This is a genomic window from Pantoea sp. E956-1 (assembly GCF_982223955.1).
This window is the reverse complement of record NZ_CEUYZP010000006.1, coordinates 167,581-183,393: the sequence shown is the minus strand read 5'-3', so window position 1 is coordinate 183,393 and position 15,813 is coordinate 167,581. Positions and strand designations below refer to the sequence as shown.

The 15,813-nt window shown below is 57.5% G+C and carries 13 protein-coding genes; 6 read left to right on the top strand and 7 right to left on the bottom strand.

Annotated elements, in window-relative coordinates:
* Positions 1 to 32: 32 nt before the first annotated feature.
* Both envZ and ompR read right to left on the bottom strand, forming a co-directional pair.
* Positions 33 to 1,400: a two-component system sensor histidine kinase EnvZ gene (gene envZ, locus AC0T7J_RS16135; RefSeq protein ID WP_010253168.1), complete on the bottom strand. Its 1,368-nt coding sequence runs from the start codon at positions 1,398 to 1,400 to the stop codon at positions 33 to 35.
* Positions 1,397 to 2,116, bottom strand: coding sequence for an osmolarity response regulator transcription factor OmpR (gene ompR, locus AC0T7J_RS16130; RefSeq protein ID WP_003853014.1), 720 nt, complete (start codon positions 2,114 to 2,116; stop codon positions 1,397 to 1,399). The genes envZ and ompR overlap by 4 nt, the downstream gene beginning before the upstream one ends.
* A 537-nt stretch (positions 2,117 to 2,653) precedes the next feature.
* On the opposite strand from ompR, the gene yjbE reads away from it, so the two are divergent.
* The 4 genes from yjbE to AC0T7J_RS16110 all read left to right on the top strand — a co-directional run bounded on the left by yjbE (position 2,654) and on the right by AC0T7J_RS16110 (position 7,789).
* Positions 2,654 to 2,902: an exopolysaccharide production protein YjbE gene (gene yjbE, locus AC0T7J_RS16125; RefSeq protein WP_086906577.1), complete on the top strand. Its 249-nt coding sequence runs from the start codon at positions 2,654 to 2,656 to the stop codon at positions 2,900 to 2,902.
* A gap of 168 nt (positions 2,903 to 3,070) precedes the next feature.
* The gene (gene greB / locus AC0T7J_RS16120) at positions 3,071 to 3,544 is read left to right on the top strand and encodes a transcription elongation factor GreB (protein ID WP_010253180.1); all 474 of its coding nucleotides are present in this window, start codon (positions 3,071 to 3,073) and stop codon (positions 3,542 to 3,544) included.
* A 103-nt stretch (positions 3,545 to 3,647) separates the two neighbouring features.
* Positions 3,648 to 5,975, top strand: coding sequence for a Tex family protein (locus tag AC0T7J_RS16115; RefSeq protein WP_473795329.1), 2,328 nt, complete (start codon positions 3,648 to 3,650; stop codon positions 5,973 to 5,975).
* A 128-nt stretch (positions 5,976 to 6,103) separates the two neighbouring features.
* Entirely contained in the window at positions 6,104 to 7,789 is a 1,686-nt protein-coding gene (locus AC0T7J_RS16110) for an alpha-amylase family glycosyl hydrolase (RefSeq protein ID WP_473795328.1), read from the top strand.
* Here AC0T7J_RS16110 and AC0T7J_RS16105 read toward each other — a convergent pair whose 3' ends face one another.
* Positions 7,790 to 8,059, bottom strand: a complete 270-nt coding sequence (locus tag AC0T7J_RS16105) for a YdgH/BhsA/McbA-like domain containing protein (RefSeq protein ID WP_010253187.1) — start codon at positions 8,057 to 8,059, stop codon at positions 7,790 to 7,792.
* A gap of 170 nt (positions 8,060 to 8,229) precedes the next feature.
* Complete coding sequence (gene bioH / locus AC0T7J_RS16100) at positions 8,230 to 9,006, bottom strand: pimeloyl-ACP methyl ester esterase BioH (protein ID WP_473795327.1); 777 nt, start codon at positions 9,004 to 9,006, stop codon at positions 8,230 to 8,232.
* 34 nt (positions 9,007 to 9,040) lie between these two features.
* Between bioH and gntX the strand changes: the two genes are divergently transcribed.
* On the top strand, positions 9,041 to 9,721 hold the full coding sequence (gene gntX, locus AC0T7J_RS16095) for a DNA utilization protein GntX (protein ID WP_473795326.1): 681 nt from the start codon (positions 9,041 to 9,043) through the stop codon (positions 9,719 to 9,721).
* A 58-nt stretch (positions 9,722 to 9,779) separates the two neighbouring features.
* Positions 9,780 to 10,355: a Fe-S biogenesis protein NfuA gene (gene nfuA, locus AC0T7J_RS16090; protein ID WP_010253194.1), complete on the top strand. Its 576-nt coding sequence runs from the start codon at positions 9,780 to 9,782 to the stop codon at positions 10,353 to 10,355.
* Positions 10,356 to 10,389: 34 nt separating this feature from the next.
* On the opposite strand, the gene malQ is transcribed toward nfuA, so the two are convergent.
* The 3 genes from malQ to AC0T7J_RS16075 form a co-directional block, all read right to left on the bottom strand.
* Entirely contained in the window at positions 10,390 to 12,471 is a 2,082-nt protein-coding gene (malQ, locus tag AC0T7J_RS16085) for a 4-alpha-glucanotransferase (protein WP_473795325.1), read from the bottom strand.
* A gap of 9 nt (positions 12,472 to 12,480) precedes the next feature.
* Complete coding sequence (gene malP / locus AC0T7J_RS16080) at positions 12,481 to 14,886, bottom strand: maltodextrin phosphorylase (protein ID WP_473795324.1); 2,406 nt, start codon at positions 14,884 to 14,886, stop codon at positions 12,481 to 12,483.
* Positions 14,887 to 15,041: 155 nt separating this feature from the next.
* Positions 15,042 to 15,800, bottom strand: coding sequence for a DeoR/GlpR family transcriptional regulator (locus tag AC0T7J_RS16075; RefSeq protein WP_010253201.1), 759 nt, complete (start codon positions 15,798 to 15,800; stop codon positions 15,042 to 15,044).
* Positions 15,801 to 15,813: the final 13 nt, after the last annotated feature.

The window sequence follows — 15,813 nt, the reverse complement described above, 5'->3', positions numbered from 1 at the left end:
GGCGCGGCAATGAAACTGCCGCGCCGTTTTTATCATCCCGACACGCTGTTGCTGCCGTTATTGTGGCTCAGCGCCATGCTTTCCACTAACGGCAACCAGGCACGAATGCGTAAACCGCCGCGTTCGCTCTCGCCAATCTCCAGCGAGCCCTGATGGGCATCAATAATACGCTGCACGATCGCCAGACCCAGACCGGTACCGCTGGTGCTGCGGGCACTGTCGCCACGCACAAAGGGCTGGAACAGATGCGCCAGCTGATCCGGCTTGATGCCAGGTCCATCATCTTCCACCTGGAACCAGGCACGATGCAGTTCCCGTCCGCTGCTGACCCTGATCCAGCCATTACCGTATCGCGCGGCGTTGACCACCAGGTTAGCCAGTGCCCGTTTAATCGACAGCGGGTTGATATCCAGCATTAACTCTTCCGGCATCACCGCATTTTCGATCTCACGTTCATAGCCGCTTTCAGCGGCCACCACTTCGCCCAGCACACTGTTAAGATCGGCGCGCTCAGTCTGCATCTCCTGACCGGTACGCAGGTAGTCGATGAACTGTTCGATAATGGCGTTGCACTCTTCGATATCTTTATTAATCGATTCGGCCAGATAGCCATCCTGCTCGCTCATCATCTCGGTGGCGAGACGAATACGGGTCAGCGGCGTTCGCAAATCATGGCTCACGCCCGCCATTAACAGCGTGCGGTCATCCGCCAGCTGCTTCACCCCGGCCGCCATCTGGTTAAAGGCGCGGGTCACCGATCGCACTTCTGACGCGCCATACTCGCGCAGCGGCGGAGGAATAATCCCGCGCCCGACCTGCAGGGCGGCGTGCTCCAGATCCACCAGCGGTCGGTTCTGGATGCGGATAAACAGCCAGGCACCGCCAATCGCCAGCAGCATAATCGCCAGGGTGTAGCGGAACAGCGGCGAGAAGTCACCCTGATGAATCTCCGTCAGCGGCACCCGCACCCAGATATCGGGCGACAGCCAGGTTTTCAGCCAGACGACGGGTGAGTTTTTGTTAACCTCAACCCGCACATCGGTGGGGCCGCCAAGCTGCTGGCCCATCTGCTCGCTCAGGAATTCATAGTGCTGCGCCCATCGCAATCCGCTCTCCTCTGCTGCTGCATTGGTGTAGAGCGAGATCCCCAGTTCGCGGTAGATTTCCCGGCGAAACGCCGGTGGCACTTCCAGCTGCGTGCCATCCTCCAGCTGCAACCGGTCGGTCATCAGCATACGAACTTCGTAAGCGAGCACCTTATTGAACTGTTGCAGGCTGGGAAGAATGGCGAAGTTCAGCACCACCAGATAGGTCGTTACCAGGCTGACAAACAGCAGGGTAACGATCAGCAGCAGGGTGCGGGCAAACGAACTGCGAGGCGAGAAGCGCAGTCGCTTCATGCTTTACTGCCGTCCGGCACAAAGACGTAGCCCAGACCCCAGACGGTCTGGATATAGCGCGGATGCGCAGGATCCTCTTCCACCATGCGACGCAGGCGGGAGATCTGGACGTCAATCGAACGTTCCATGGCGCTGTATTCACGGCCACGCGCCAGGTTCATCAGCTTATCGCGAGACAGCGGCTCACGCGGATGGCTGACCAGTGCTTTCAGCACCGCAAACTCACCGCTGGTCAGCGGCATCGGCTCATCTTCACGGAACATCTCGCGGGTGCCGAGGTTAAGTTTGAACTTACCAAAGGCAATGATCGCCTCTTCCTGCGAAGGCGCACCTGGCAGTTCATTGGCCTGACGGCGCAGCACCGCACGGATGCGCGCCAGCAGCTCACGCGGGTTAAAGGGTTTGGGAATATAGTCGTCAGCGCCGATCTCCAGCCCCACGATACGATCCACCTCTTCGCCCTTGGCGGTCACCATAATAATCGGCATCGGGTTACTCTGACTGCGCAGACGACGGCAGATAGAGAGACCATCTTCGCCCGGCAACATCAGGTCGAGCACCATCAGATGAAAGGATTCACGGGTTAACAGGCGATCCATCTGCTCGGCATTAGCGACACTGCGCACCTGAAAGCCCTGCTCGGTGAGATAGCGTTCAAGCAGTGCACGCAGACGCATATCATCATCGACGACCAGAATTTTGTAGTTCTCTTGCATTTTCTACTCCCAAAGGCGCTATTGCCTGAGCCAACATTGTTAAAAAAAGATGCCTTATAGTGACAGTCATTAATGGTTTATATTCTAGCCAAAATTGTTACAAAGCATATTAAACAGGAGCTTATATTTGATTTAAGGCGATTTCGGGTCAGTTTTAACGCGTCTGGCGCTGCCCGGCCCCGGTTACGGCAAATCTGAAAAAACCGCCCTGTTTCTCTGAATCACTGGCGTCAGAAGCAGGCCATTTTTTATTCGATGAACGAATTCAGTGAGTTAGCAGACAATTTGACTTAATGATCAGCCATCATTGTGGATAAGCTCCAGATAATCTACCTCAACAGCAGTCAGACAGCATAATATTCCAGTAAACCTGCGTAACGCCTCACTCTCCTCTCGGATTAGTTTCAGCGGTGCCACCAGCAAGGCCAGTTGAAATTAAAGTCCGTTAAATCAATCAGTAAAGCCAACTTTTCGCCTTCTCCGTTTTCAACCAGACTGCTCAGGCAACATTCGATGTCTCAACGGGGAATACATACAATGAAAAAAACCATTTTACTGCTGAGCGCGCTGGCATTAAGCAGCGTCAGCCCAGCTTATGCTGCTACCGCCACCGGTGAAGCGGCTGGCGCAGCGGCAACCACGACAGCACAAGGTAACTCTAACGCCATCGGTGTTGGCGCAGTCGCAGCCCTGCTGGGCGTTGCGCTGGCCACCATGGGCGGCGGCGGCGGTGACGGTCACAGCACCGGTACATCGACCACCACGGCGACTCACGCCGGTAAATAACTATCACGACGTCTTTCACAGCTTCAGATTATTGTTCAGCACTAACCCTTTCGCCGCCGGGGAAGTCAACGTGGGTTTTTAGCCTTTAAAAACCCTTTCCCCGCCCTTTTTTGCCGCGCCCCCTTTGTCTTACACTGTTCCTCTTTGGATCTCTCTGGCCGGTATAGCATGAAAACCCGACTCATTACCCGCGAAGGCTTCGACAAGCTGAAAGCAGAACTCGACTATCTCTGGCGTGAAGAGCGACCGGAAGTGACAAAAAAAGTCACCTGGGCCGCCAGTCTTGGCGATCGCAGTGAAAATGCCGATTATCAGTACAATAAAAAACGGCTGCGTGAAATCGACCGTCGCGTTCGCTATCTGACCAAAAGTCTTGAACAGCTGCGTATCGTTGACTATTCACCCCAGCAGGATGGCAAAGTCTTCTTTGGTGCCTGGGTGGAAATTGAAAACGATGAGGGCGACCTCAAACGCTTCCGCATTGTGGGCTACGATGAGATTTTTGGCCGCAAAGATTACATCTCCATCGACTCGCCCATGGCGCGGGCGCTGCTGAAAAAAGAGGTCGGCGATGCCGCCACCGTCGAGACGCCAGTGGGGCCGGCGCTGTGGTATATCAACGCGATTGACTACCCGCAATAACCCTTCAGATTATCGCTGAAAGCCGCCCGCGTCTCTGGCAATTTTAACCATCAATCCGTATAACTGTCGGCTATTTCTCAACCCGGAAAGCAAGACAATCCTGATGATGAAAGTTCTGAGCCAGATAATTGCCAGTGAGCTCAAGGCGCGTCCAGAGCAAGTTGACGCCGCCGTTCGCCTGCTGGATGAAGGGAATACCGTGCCGTTTATCGCACGCTATCGTAAAGAGGTCACCGGCGGGCTGGATGATACCCAGCTGCGCCAGCTGGAAACCCGCCTCAGCTATCTGCGTGAACTTGAAGAGCGACGCCAGTCGATTCTGAAGTCGATTGACGATCAGGGGAAACTCACTGACGACCTCGCCCGCGCGATCAACACCACCCTCAGCAAAACCGAGCTTGAAGACCTCTACCTGCCCTACAAACAGAAACGCCGGACGCGTGGACAGATCGCTATCGAAGCCGGTCTGGCGCCGCTGGCGGAGACGCTGTGGCAGGAGCCGTCTCACGTCCCTGAGCAGCTTGCCGAACAGTATGTCGATGCCGACAAAGGTGTCGCCGACGTTCGTGCCGCACTGGATGGTGCCCGCTACATTCTGATGGAGCGTTTCGCTGAAGATGCCGCGCTGCTGGCGAAAGTGCGTAATTACCTGTGGAAAAATGCCCATCTGGTGTCACGCGTGGTGGAAGGCAAAGAGGAAGCGGGCGCGAAGTTCCGCGACTACTTTGATCACCACGAAGCGCTGAGCGGCGTGCCGTCGCACCGTGCGCTGGCGATGCTGCGTGGCCGCAACGAAGGCGTACTGCAACTTTCGCTGAATGCCGATCCACAGTTTGATGAAGCACCGCGTGAGAGCCACGGCGAAACGCTGATTGCTGAGCACCTGAACCTGCGCCTGAATAACGCTCCTGCCGACAGCTGGCGTAAAGCGGTGGTGAGCTGGACGTGGCGCATCAAGGTGATGCTGCATCTGGAAACGGAGCTGATGGGCACGGTGCGCGAACGCGCAGAAGATGAAGCGATTAACGTCTTTGCCCGCAACCTGCACGATCTGCTGATGGCCGCACCCGCCGGTATGCGCGCCACCATGGGGCTGGATCCGGGTCTGCGCACCGGTGTCAAAGTGGCGGTGGTCGATGCCACCGGCAAGGTCGTCGCGACCGATACCGTTTATCCGCATACCGGCCAGACCGCGAAAGCCGCAGCCGCCGTAGCGGCACTCTGCATTAAGCATCAGGTTGAGCTGGTGGCGATTGGCAACGGCACCGCTTCACGTGAAACTGAGCGCTTCTTCCTGGATCTGCAGCAGCAGTTCCCGCAGGTCACGGCGCAGAAAGTGATTGTCAGTGAAGCTGGCGCATCTGTCTATTCGGCCTCTGAACTGGCGGCGCTGGAGTTCCCGGATCTCGATGTTTCGCTGCGCGGCGCGGTGTCGATTGCGCGGCGTTTGCAGGATCCGCTGGCAGAGCTGGTGAAAATCGACCCGAAATCGATCGGGGTGGGTCAGTATCAGCATGACGTCAGTCAGAGTCAGCTGGCGAAGAAACTCGACGCCGTAGTAGAAGATTGCGTGAACGCCGTCGGCGTTGACCTCAACACCGCCTCGGTGCCGCTGCTGACCCGCGTGGCGGGCCTGACGCGCATGATGGCGCAGAATATTGTCGGCTGGCGTGATGAGCATGGCCGCTTCCAGAACCGTCAGCAGTTGCTGAAAGTGAGCCGCCTTGGGCCAAAAGCCTTTGAACAGTGTGCGGGCTTCCTGCGCATCAACCATGGCGATAACCCGCTGGATGCCTCAACTGTGCATCCGGAAGCCTACCCGGTGGTGGAGCGCATCCTGGCCGCCACCGAGCAGGCACTGAGCGACCTGATGGGCAACGCAGGCAGCCTGCGTAACCTCAGCGCCCGCGATTTCATTGATGAACGTTTTGGTCTGCCGACCGTCACCGACATCATGAAAGAGCTGGAGAAGCCAGGCCGCGATCCGCGTCCTGAGTTTAAAACCGCCCAGTTCGCTGAAGGCGTAGAGACGCTGAACGATCTGACGCCGGGCATGATCCTCGAAGGTGCCGTCACGAACGTAACCAACTTCGGTGCATTTGTGGATATCGGCGTGCATCAGGATGGCCTGGTGCATATCTCTTCGCTCTCCGATCGCTTCGTGGAAGATCCGCATCAGGTGGTGAAAGCGGGCGATATCGTTAAAGTGAAAGTGATGGAGGTCGATCTCCAGCGCAAGCGTATTGCCCTGACCATGCGTCTTGATGAGCAGCCAGGCGAAGGTAATGCACGTGGTGGCGCGAAGAACGGTGCTCCGCGTGAAGAGAAACGTCAGAACACCGCGAAAGGTCGTCCGCGTCCGGTCAGCTCGTCAGCAGGTAACAGTGTGATGGGTGATGCGCTGGCTGCGGCTTTCGGTAAAAAACGCTAAGCTTTTCAGGGGGCCACTGTCTGGCCCCCTCTTTACACGCTTTTCCCCGGTTGAAAATCCCCGCCATCGCGCTACGCTAAAAAGACGCCTGTCATAAAAACAACACCTGCTGTGGCACCCAATTCACGATGGAAACGATCACCGATCTGATTGATAAGATTTATGCTGGCACATTTCCGGAGGCGACCTTTGCGCGCCTGCTGGCTGACATCGCCACGGCCCGCGAGGCCATTAAGCTGCCGCGCAAGGCACACTGGGATGAGCAGGATGTGGTGCTGATCACCTATGCCGATCAGTTTCGCGAAGCCGATAAACCGACACTCAGTACCTTTTCCCGGTTCTATCAGCAGCACCTGCAATCCACGTTTCCGTTGGTTCACCTGCTGCCCTTTTTCCCCTGGTCGTCCGATGATGGCTTTTCGGTAATTGATTACCATCAGGTCGATCCGCTGTGCGGCGACTGGCAGGATGTTGCACGGCTGCATCAGGAAACCCGGCTGATGTTTGATTTTGTCTGCAACCATATGTCGGCACACAGCGCCTGGTTCAGCCACTTCCTGGCACAGGATCCCGGCTGGGACGATTTCTTTATCAGTATGCCGCCCGCCACCGATCTCAGCGCTGTGACACGTCCACGTACCTCGCCGCTGCTGACGCCGTTTAAAATGGCGGATGGCGATACCCGCTTTATCTGGACCACTTTCAGCGCCGACCAGATCGACCTCAACTTCGCCAATCCTGAAGTGCTGCTGCGCATGGCTAATGTACTGCTCGACTACCTGATACGCGGTGCCGACTATGTGCGTCTCGATGCGGTCGGCTACATGTGGAAAACGCCCGGCACGCGCTGTATTCATCTGGAAAAAACCCATCAGCTGGTGAAGCTGTTTCGCGCGATTGCCGACCAGGTTGCGCCAGGCACGGTGATTATCACCGAGACCAACGTGCCGCATCAGGACAACATCAGCTATCTGGGTAACGGGCATGATGAGGCGCAGATGGTCTATCAGTTTTCACTGCCGCCACTGGTGCTGCATGCGATTCACACCGGATCGGCGCGCGCACTGCGGCAGTGGGCGAGCGCCCTGGATCTCAGCAGCAATGACACCACCTTTTTCAACTTCCTGGCGTCACACGATGGCATCGGGCTTAATCCGGCGCGCGGCATTTTGTCTGAAGTGGAAATTGTTGCGCTGGTGCGCGATCTGGCGCTGGAAGGCGCGCTGGTCTCCTATAAAAACAACCCTGACGGCACCACCAGCCCCTATGAAATCAACGTGACCTATCTGGATGCGCTCAACCGCGAAGACGACGACGACGCCACGCGACTGAAACGTTTTATGCTGGCCCATGCCATTCTGCTGGTCTTCCCCGGCGTGCCTGCCATCTATATCCAGAGCATTCTGGGCGGTCGTAACCATTACGAGGGCGTGCGCGCCGCCGGACACAACCGGGCGATTAATCGTCAGAAGTATGATTTACAGCAGATAGAAGCGGAGCTGGCGGGCGGTAACTGGCTGCGCCAGCAGGTCTATACCCGGCTCGGACAACTGATTCAGCTGCGTCGTCGCCAGCCTGCGTTTCACCCGGATAATCCGATGACGCTTTATGAGAGCGAAAACGCCGTGCTGGTGCTCAGACGTCATCAGCCAGAAAGCGGCGATGGGCTGCTTTGCGTGTTTAATCTCAGTGGACGGTCAGTGGAGACGCAATTGCCGGTGGCGCATACGTTGCAGGATGTGGTGAGCGGAGAGAAAATTGATGGCACCCAGCCGGTTAAGCTGGATGCCTGGCAGTTTATGTGGCTACGTTAATTACTTGTAGACTTCAGCCGTGGCGCTGAATTTACCGTGTTCGCGGCCCGCGATCACCAGGTAGTATTTACCGCCTTTTTCGTCAGCGAGCTGCGACAGCACTTTTTTAGCATCCATTGGCGAGGTGGTTTCCGCCGTGGTGTTAACGGTGCCGATCTTCTGCAGGTTCATTGTTTTAACTTCTTCTTTGGTGACTTCTTTCGCTGCCATCGCAGAAAATGAAATCGCGCCCATCATCATTGAAGCCACAACCCATTTAAAAACCTTCATTATGTTTACCCTCATTCATGATCCATTGTGAGATGTAAGCAGCCGCTAAACGCGTAAGGCAGTATGGAACGGCATAGTCATTTCCATGACTAATCACATAAAATTGCAACGGCCTCGCTCACAGAGAGAAGTATTGCTGCTGTCAGCGATTTTGCCAATGCAAAGCGTCATTATCCCGGCAGATTACTGATAAAATTAACAATATGCTGACAAAATCGCTCAGGATGCGAAATAAAAGGCGCATGTGCTGCTTTTTCGATAACCACTGAGGGCGACGCTGGCAACATGTCATCAATCTCCGCCGCAATCCGGCGCGGCACCAGTCCATCTAATGCACCATAGAGTCGCAGGAACGGCAGCGTAATTTGCGGTAACGCGTCGCGCAGATCGACCTGGCGCAGAATCTCCAGTCCGCCATCCAGTACCGCCACCTCCGGCATCGGCTGCGACAGCACCACTTCTTTCAGTTGCCGCGCATCGGCGCGGGCCGTTTCGGTACCCAGCGTCTGCAGCGCCAGAAAGCGTTCTACCGTGCGCTGAAAATCGTTGCTGAGCATCTGCTGAAAGTTCTGCAGCGTCTCCGGTTTAATGCCGGGCCAGCTCTCTGTGGCGGTGAAACAGGGCGACGAGGAAACGGTGATCAATGCAGCCAGTTTTTCTGGCGCACTCAGCGCCAGCTGCGTCGCCACCAGTCCGCCCAGCGACCAGCCCACCACAATCGCCTGGGGTGGCAGCGCAGGCAGCAACTGCGCTGCCATTTGCTCCAGCGTCAGCGCACCGAAATGCTGGCTGCGGCCATAGCCCGGCAGATCGACCAGATGCAGGCGATAGTGCGCGCTGAGTCGCGGAATTATGCTTTGCCAGACTTCGGCATTCAGTCCCCATCCGTGCAGCAGCACAAGATCGCGTTTTCCTTCTCCGCAGGTGTGCCAGTAGAGCGACGTCATCAGTTACTATCCCGAAAATGATAAGGAGGTCGCTATGCTAGCAATGCCCGCCCTGTGTTGGCTATGCCGGATGCCGTTGCAAATAGCCCGGCACGGCATCTGCAGCTTATGTTTGCGCAGATTACCGCCGTTACCGCTGCTCTGTCCGCGCTGCGGCTTGCCGGCAGGTTCAGCACAGGTCGCCTGTGGCCGCTGCCAGCTTAAACCGCCCGCCTGGCAGGCGCTGGTCTGCGTCAATGACTATTGTCCGCCGTTCAGCCAGTGGGTTAATCAGCTAAAATTTTCTTACATAACCGCACTCAGGGTGATGCTGGCGCGGCTGCTTTTGCTAAGCTGGCTTAATGTTTACCGGCGTGGCAGTGTGCCGCGTCCCGATCTGCTGCTGCCGGTTCCGCTGCATCGGCGGCGACGCTGGCAGCGCGGCTTCAATCAGACGGTATTGCTGGCCGCACCGCTGGCACACTGGCTGGGATGTGAATGGCGCGAAGGTGTTTCCCGCAAGCGACGGGGCGCACTGCAGCATCAGCTCAGTGCCCGCCAGCGCCGCACCAACTTACGCGGTGCTTTCCGCCTTGAAATGGCGGTGCAGGGACGCCATATCGCCCTGCTGGATGACGTCATTACCACCGGCAGTACGGTAGATGAAATCAGTCGTCTGTTACTGGCGCAGGGTGCCGCCAGCGTGCAGGTCTGGTGCCTGTGCCGTACCTTGTAGAGCGTCTTTGATGGGCGTATTATAACCAACTAAATTAGTCAACTATTGAGCAATCGACATGATCCGAATTACTGACTCTGCCCAGGAACATTTTTCTAAACTGCTATCCAAACAAGAAGATGGCACCCAGATTCGCGTATTCGTGATTAACCCGGGTACGCCAACAGCCGAGTGTGGCGTCTCTTACTGTCCGCCCGATGCTGTTGAAGCCACCGACACCGAACTGAAGTTCGAAAAGCTCTCTGCTTATGTTGATGAACTGAGCAAGCCTTATCTGGAAGATGCTGAAATTGACTTCGTTACCGACAACCTCGGTTCGCAGCTGACGCTGAAAGCGCCGAATGCCAAAATGCGTAAAGTCTCTGATGATGCGCCAATGGTTGAACGCGTTGAGTATCTGCTTCAGGCGCAGATCAATCCACAGCTGGCCGGCCATGGTGGTCGCGTGTCGCTGATGGAGATCACCGATGAGGGCTACGCCATTCTGCAGTTTGGCGGTGGTTGTAACGGCTGTTCGATGATCGACGTGACTCTGAAAGATGGTATTGAGAAAGAGCTGCTGGCAGCCTTCCCGGAACTCAAAGGCGTGCGGGATATTACCGAGCATCAGCGCGGTGAACACTCGTTCTACTGATGTTAAGCGCGGCAGCCTGGCTGCCGCGCTTCTGTTATTGCCCTTTCTGTCCTGACTGACGCTGCTGGCTGACCACTTTCAGCAGTGCATTCACTTCCTTGTCGGCAAAGATCTCCTCCAGCGTTTTACTCAGCTTGCGTCGCCAGTTAGGGTACTGCTCCACCGTGCCCGGGACATTGACCGGCGTGGTCATACCGAGCCAGTCCTCAGGCTGCAGGCCAAGCAGCGCACTCTCAGTATCGGCCAGGAAGCGATGTATTGCCCGGTTCAGCGCAGGTGTCATGGCGAGCTTCTCCGCCTTCTTCTGGCTGCGTGCCGGTAAGGCACCCGCCTGATGCAGCGCATCCAGCAGCGCCTGCTTCTGCGCGGCGCGCTGCTGATGTAACGCTTTCACCGCATCGCCCGGATAGAGGCCAATCTTCTCCCCCAGCGCCAGGTCGCCCTGCTCCCAGAAACCGGTCAGCGTGGGCAGATCATGCGTACTGGCGCTGGCGATCGACTGGCGCGGATAGTCCTGCGGCGCGCGATAGCGCGCATCCTTTTCCTGCTCAAACCAGAGCACCTTCCATGAAAAGACGCCACTTTTGCGCAGCAGACTGACAATCTCCTGGGGCACGGTACCCAGGTCTTCGCCAATCACCATGCAGCGCAACCGGTGGCTCTCCAGCGCCAGGATGCCCAGAAGATCGTTGACCGGATAGGCCACATAGGCGCCTTTATCTGCCGTCTCCCCGGCGGGTACCCACCACAGACGCAGCAGCGACATCACATGGTCGATGCGCAACGCGCCGCAGTCGCGCATGTTGGCGCGCAGCATGTCGATGAATGGCTGATAGCCGCGTGCCTGCATCACATGCGGATCCATCGGCGGTAAGCCCCAGTTTTGTCCCAGCGGACCGAGACGGTCAGGCGGCGCACCTACCGAGGCTTTCAGCCGGTAAAGCTCCGGATCGTGCCAGGTTTCAGCGCTGCCTTCTGCGACACCCACCGCCAGGTCACGATAGAGTCCGACGCTCATGCCCAGCACCTGGCTGTGCGCCCAGCAGTCAGAGAACTGCTGCTGCGCCAGCCATTGCAGCCACTGCCAGAAGGCGATCTCCTCTTCATGCTGTGCACACCACTTCTGTACCTCTGGCAACTGGCTGTTGCGCCACGCTTCCGGCCACGCAGGCCAGCCGCCCTGCTGCCCCTTGTCTGCCCGCCGCTCCAGCTGTATGCCGTCGTAGGCGGCCTGATAACGCAGGCTGTCGCCGCCTTCACGCACAAAGGCCGCCCAGGATTGATGCTCTTCGCTCTGGCTGTCTCGCGCCTGAAAGTGCGCCCAGGCGTGCCGCAGCGCAGCAAGCTTCAGCGCCATTACGGCCTCGTAGTCAACCAGCTCCGCCTCACGCGCTTTGGTCAGCGCCTTCTGGGTTCTGGCGCTTTTCCACCACTTCTGCGCCGCCGCGCTTTGCTGAAAATCGGCGACCTGACTGACGTCGATATAGATCACGTTCAGCCAGCGGCGCGACGACGGACTGTACGGACTGGCGAAACCGGCGCTGGCGGGATAGAGCGCATGCAGCGGATTCAGCCCGACGAAATCGCCACCGCGTTCAGCCAGTTGCACCAGCAGCTGGTCGAGATCGCCGAAGTCGCCAATGCCCCAGTTCTGTTCAGAGCGCACGGTGTAGAGCTGTACCAGCGCACCCCAGCGTTTTTCCCCCGCCTCCAGCGCCGGAGGCAGATAACAGCGGCGCGGGGCGACAATAACCCGCGTCTGCCAGCTTTTCTTACCCTTACTGAGCGTCAGCTGGTGATACCCCTGCGCCAGCGGGCCAGGCAGCGTAAAAGGCTCACCGGCGGTTAACTCACCGCTATGCTGTTTGCCCTTTTCGGTCTGCAACTGCCAGCGGTAAACGCCGCTGCCCTGCGGCGTCAGCTGTCGCTTGCCACTGCCGCTGAATACCGCGACCGGCGGCAGCGGCAATTTTTTTGCATCCTGCGGGTCATCCATCACCGCCAGCAGCGCCTGCAGGGTCTCATCGCTGATCGCCTCTTTCTCGCCATTAACGTTGATGTAATCCAGTGAAATACCCGCAGCACGGGCGGCCTGATCGAGTGAATAGTGCTTCATTGCTGCTCCTTAGCGCGGTGCCTGCCAGATACGTTGCTGATAGTCACGAATTGAACGGTCCGAACTGAACATGCCGGTTCGTGCTGTATTGAGGATGGCGGCGCGGGTCCAGCCTTCCGGGTCGTGCCACAGGGCTTCCACCCGTTGCTGCGCCTCGACATAGGCCTGGAAATCGGCCAGCACCAGCCAGGGATCGCCCTGTTTCGTCAGGCTCTCCAGCATCAGGTCAAACGCGTGTTTATCCCCGTCGCTGAATTTGCCCTTCTCCAGCGATTTCAGTAAATCATCCAGCGGCTTGTTCTGTTTACGCACCTTTTTCGGGTTATAGCCTTTTGCCTTGAGCGCTTTGACCTCATCCACGGTATGACCAAAGATAAAGATATTCTCCTCGCCCACCTGTTCAGCAATCTCAACATTGGCGCCATCCAGCGTGCCGATCGTCAGCGCGCCATTCAGCGCCAGCTTCATGTTGCCGGTGCCGGAGGCTTCATACCCGGCGGTGGAGATCTGCTCTGAGAGATCGGCCGCCGGGATCATCAGTTCGGCCACGGTGATGCGGTAATCGGGGATGAACACCACTTTAAGTCGGTCACCGACGCGTGGATCGTTGTTCACCACCTCCGCCACCTTGTTAATGGCGTAAATGATATTTTTGGCGAGGTAATAGCCCGGCGCGGCTTTGGCACCGAACAGGAAGACGCGTGGCGTAAAGGTGACATCCTCCGGGTTATTACAGAGCTTCTGATAGCAATAAAGGATATGCAGCAGGCTGAGGTGCTGGCGCTTGTACTCATGCAGCCGTTTGATCTGCACATCGAACAGCGCGGCCGGGTTCACGATAATCCCCGTGTGGCGGGCGATATACTCTGTAAGCTGCGCTTTGTTCTGCTGTTTGATGCTGCGATAGCGCTGACGAAACGCCTGATCGTCGGCATAGGCCTCCAGACCGCTTAACGCCTCAAGGTTATTGGCCCACTCGGTTTTCAGCGTCTCATCAATCAGCCCGGCCAGCGCCGGATTGCACTGCTTCAGCCAGCGGCGCGGCGTGATGCCGTTGGTGACGTTGTGGAATTTTTGCGGCCAGAGCTGATGATATTCGGGGAAAAGATCGCTGACCACCAGGCTTGAGTGCAGCGCCGCCACGCCGTTGACCGCAAACCCGCTGACGACACAGAGATTGGCCATCCGCACCTGACCGTCAGCGACCACCGCCAGCTTGTGCCACATCGCTTTGTCATCCGGCCAGCGCTGCTTCACCTGTTTTTTCAGCCGCTGGTTGATCTCTTTGATGATCAGCATATGGCGCGGCAGCAGACTGCGCAGCAACTTCTCATCCCAGCGCTCCAGCGCCTCCGGCATCAGCGTGTGGTTGGTGTAAGCAAACAACCGGCTGGTGATCTGCCACGCCTCATCCCAGTTCAGCTGATGCTCATCCAGCAGCACCCGCAGCATCTCCGGGATGGCGATGGTGGGATGGGTATCGTTGAGCTGAATCACTTCGAAGTCAGGCAGGCTGTGAATGCTGCGCCCCGCCAGATGGTGACGACGCAGGATATCCGCCACCGCACAGGCGCACTGGAAATATTGCTGCATCAGGCGCAGCCGCTTGCCGGCCTGATGGTTGTCATTGGGATAGAGCACTTTGGTCAGTTTTGCCGCCTCAATGCCCGGGTGCTCTGCCTGCAGAAAGTTGCCGTCATTAAACGCCATCAGATCAAACGGATGCGCACTCACGGCCTGCCACAGACGCAGCGGCAGCGTGACGCCGTTGCGGTAGCCGGTCACCGGCAAATCCCAGGCCTCGCCGCGCAGCGTAAAATCGGGCAGCCAGCGTACGCCGCCGTTTTCCTGCTTTTCTACCCGGCCCCCCATCGCCACCTCAACATCCAGCGCCGCGTTGTGGCGAAACCAGGGATAGCGCTCACGCTGCCAGTCATCGGGCGCTTCAATCTGCTGGCCATCATCGAAAGACTGACGAAACAGGCCGTACTGATAGTTCAGTCCGTGACCGGTGGCGGACTGCCCCACCGTTGCCATCGAATCCATGTAGCAGGCAGCCAGGCGTCCCAGCCCGCCATTGCCCAGCGCCGGATCGACCTCCTGCTCCAGCAGTTCCGTTAAATCGAGTTGCTGCTCAGCCAGCGCCGCTTTGACCTCGTTATACCAGCCGAGATTGAGCAGGTTGTTGCCGGTCAGACGGCCAATCAGAAACTCCATCGAGAGGTAATTAACGTGACGCTGCTGCACAGCCGGACGCGGTGCCGGTTGCGTGTCCAGTAGCTCCGCAAGCGCCCCGCTGACCGCCTGCCACGCCTGGTGCGGGGTCATCTGTTGCGCGGAACGGAGGCTTAACTGTTGCCACTGGCGGGTCAGGGCGGCATTAAAACGGGCTTTATTAAATTTTTGCTGCGGCATATCACTCCCTTCTGTTACGCAATGAGGTGAAGCAAAAATAGAAAGCGCACGGGCTGGCAACCGGGTGCCAGCAACCGTTAAGTAAAGACGGGAGTGAGGAAAAAAGCGACAGCAATCAAAGAAAAACGCCAGCCGGGAGGCTGGCGTGGCAGGAATCAGCAGAGTTCGAGGTGAACCTCATGCTGCTCAATCACCTTCATTACGCTGGCAGGCGGCGTTTTATCGGTGTAGAGGTAGTCAAGCAGACTCATGTTGCCGAGGTTGACCATGGCGTTACGGCCAAACTTCGAATGATCCACCACCAGCATCACGCAGCGTGAATTTTCAATGATGGCGCGCTTGGTGCGGACTTCGTGATAGTCAAACTCCAGCAGCGAACCATCCATATCGATGCCGCTGATCCCCAGAATGCCGTAATCGAGCCGGAACTGAGAAATAAAGTCGAGCGTCGCTTCACCCATCACCGCGCCATCGCGGGTCCGCACTTCACCGCCCGCGATAATGACCCGGAAATCAGGTTTATCCATCAGCAGCATCGCGACGTTAAGGTTATTGGTGACCACGCGCAAATCGCTGTGGTTGAGCAGCGCATGCGCCACCGCTTCCGGCGTGGTGCCGATATCGATAAACAGCGTGGCACCATCCGGGATCTGGCTGGCCACGCGCTGGGCAATCCGCGCTTTTTCCGCTGACCACATCATTTTACGATCGTGCCAGGCGGTATTCTCAGAGCTGGAGGGAAGCGCCGCGCCGCCGTGGTGGCGCTGAATTTTGTTCTGATCGGCCAGATCGTTGAGATCGCGACGAATGGTTTGCGGGCTGACCTCAAAATGGTCCACCAGCTCCTCAGTACTGACATATCCCTGACGACGGACTAAATCGATAATCGCGTCATGACGTTGCGTCTGCTTCACGTTCCTCTCCTGT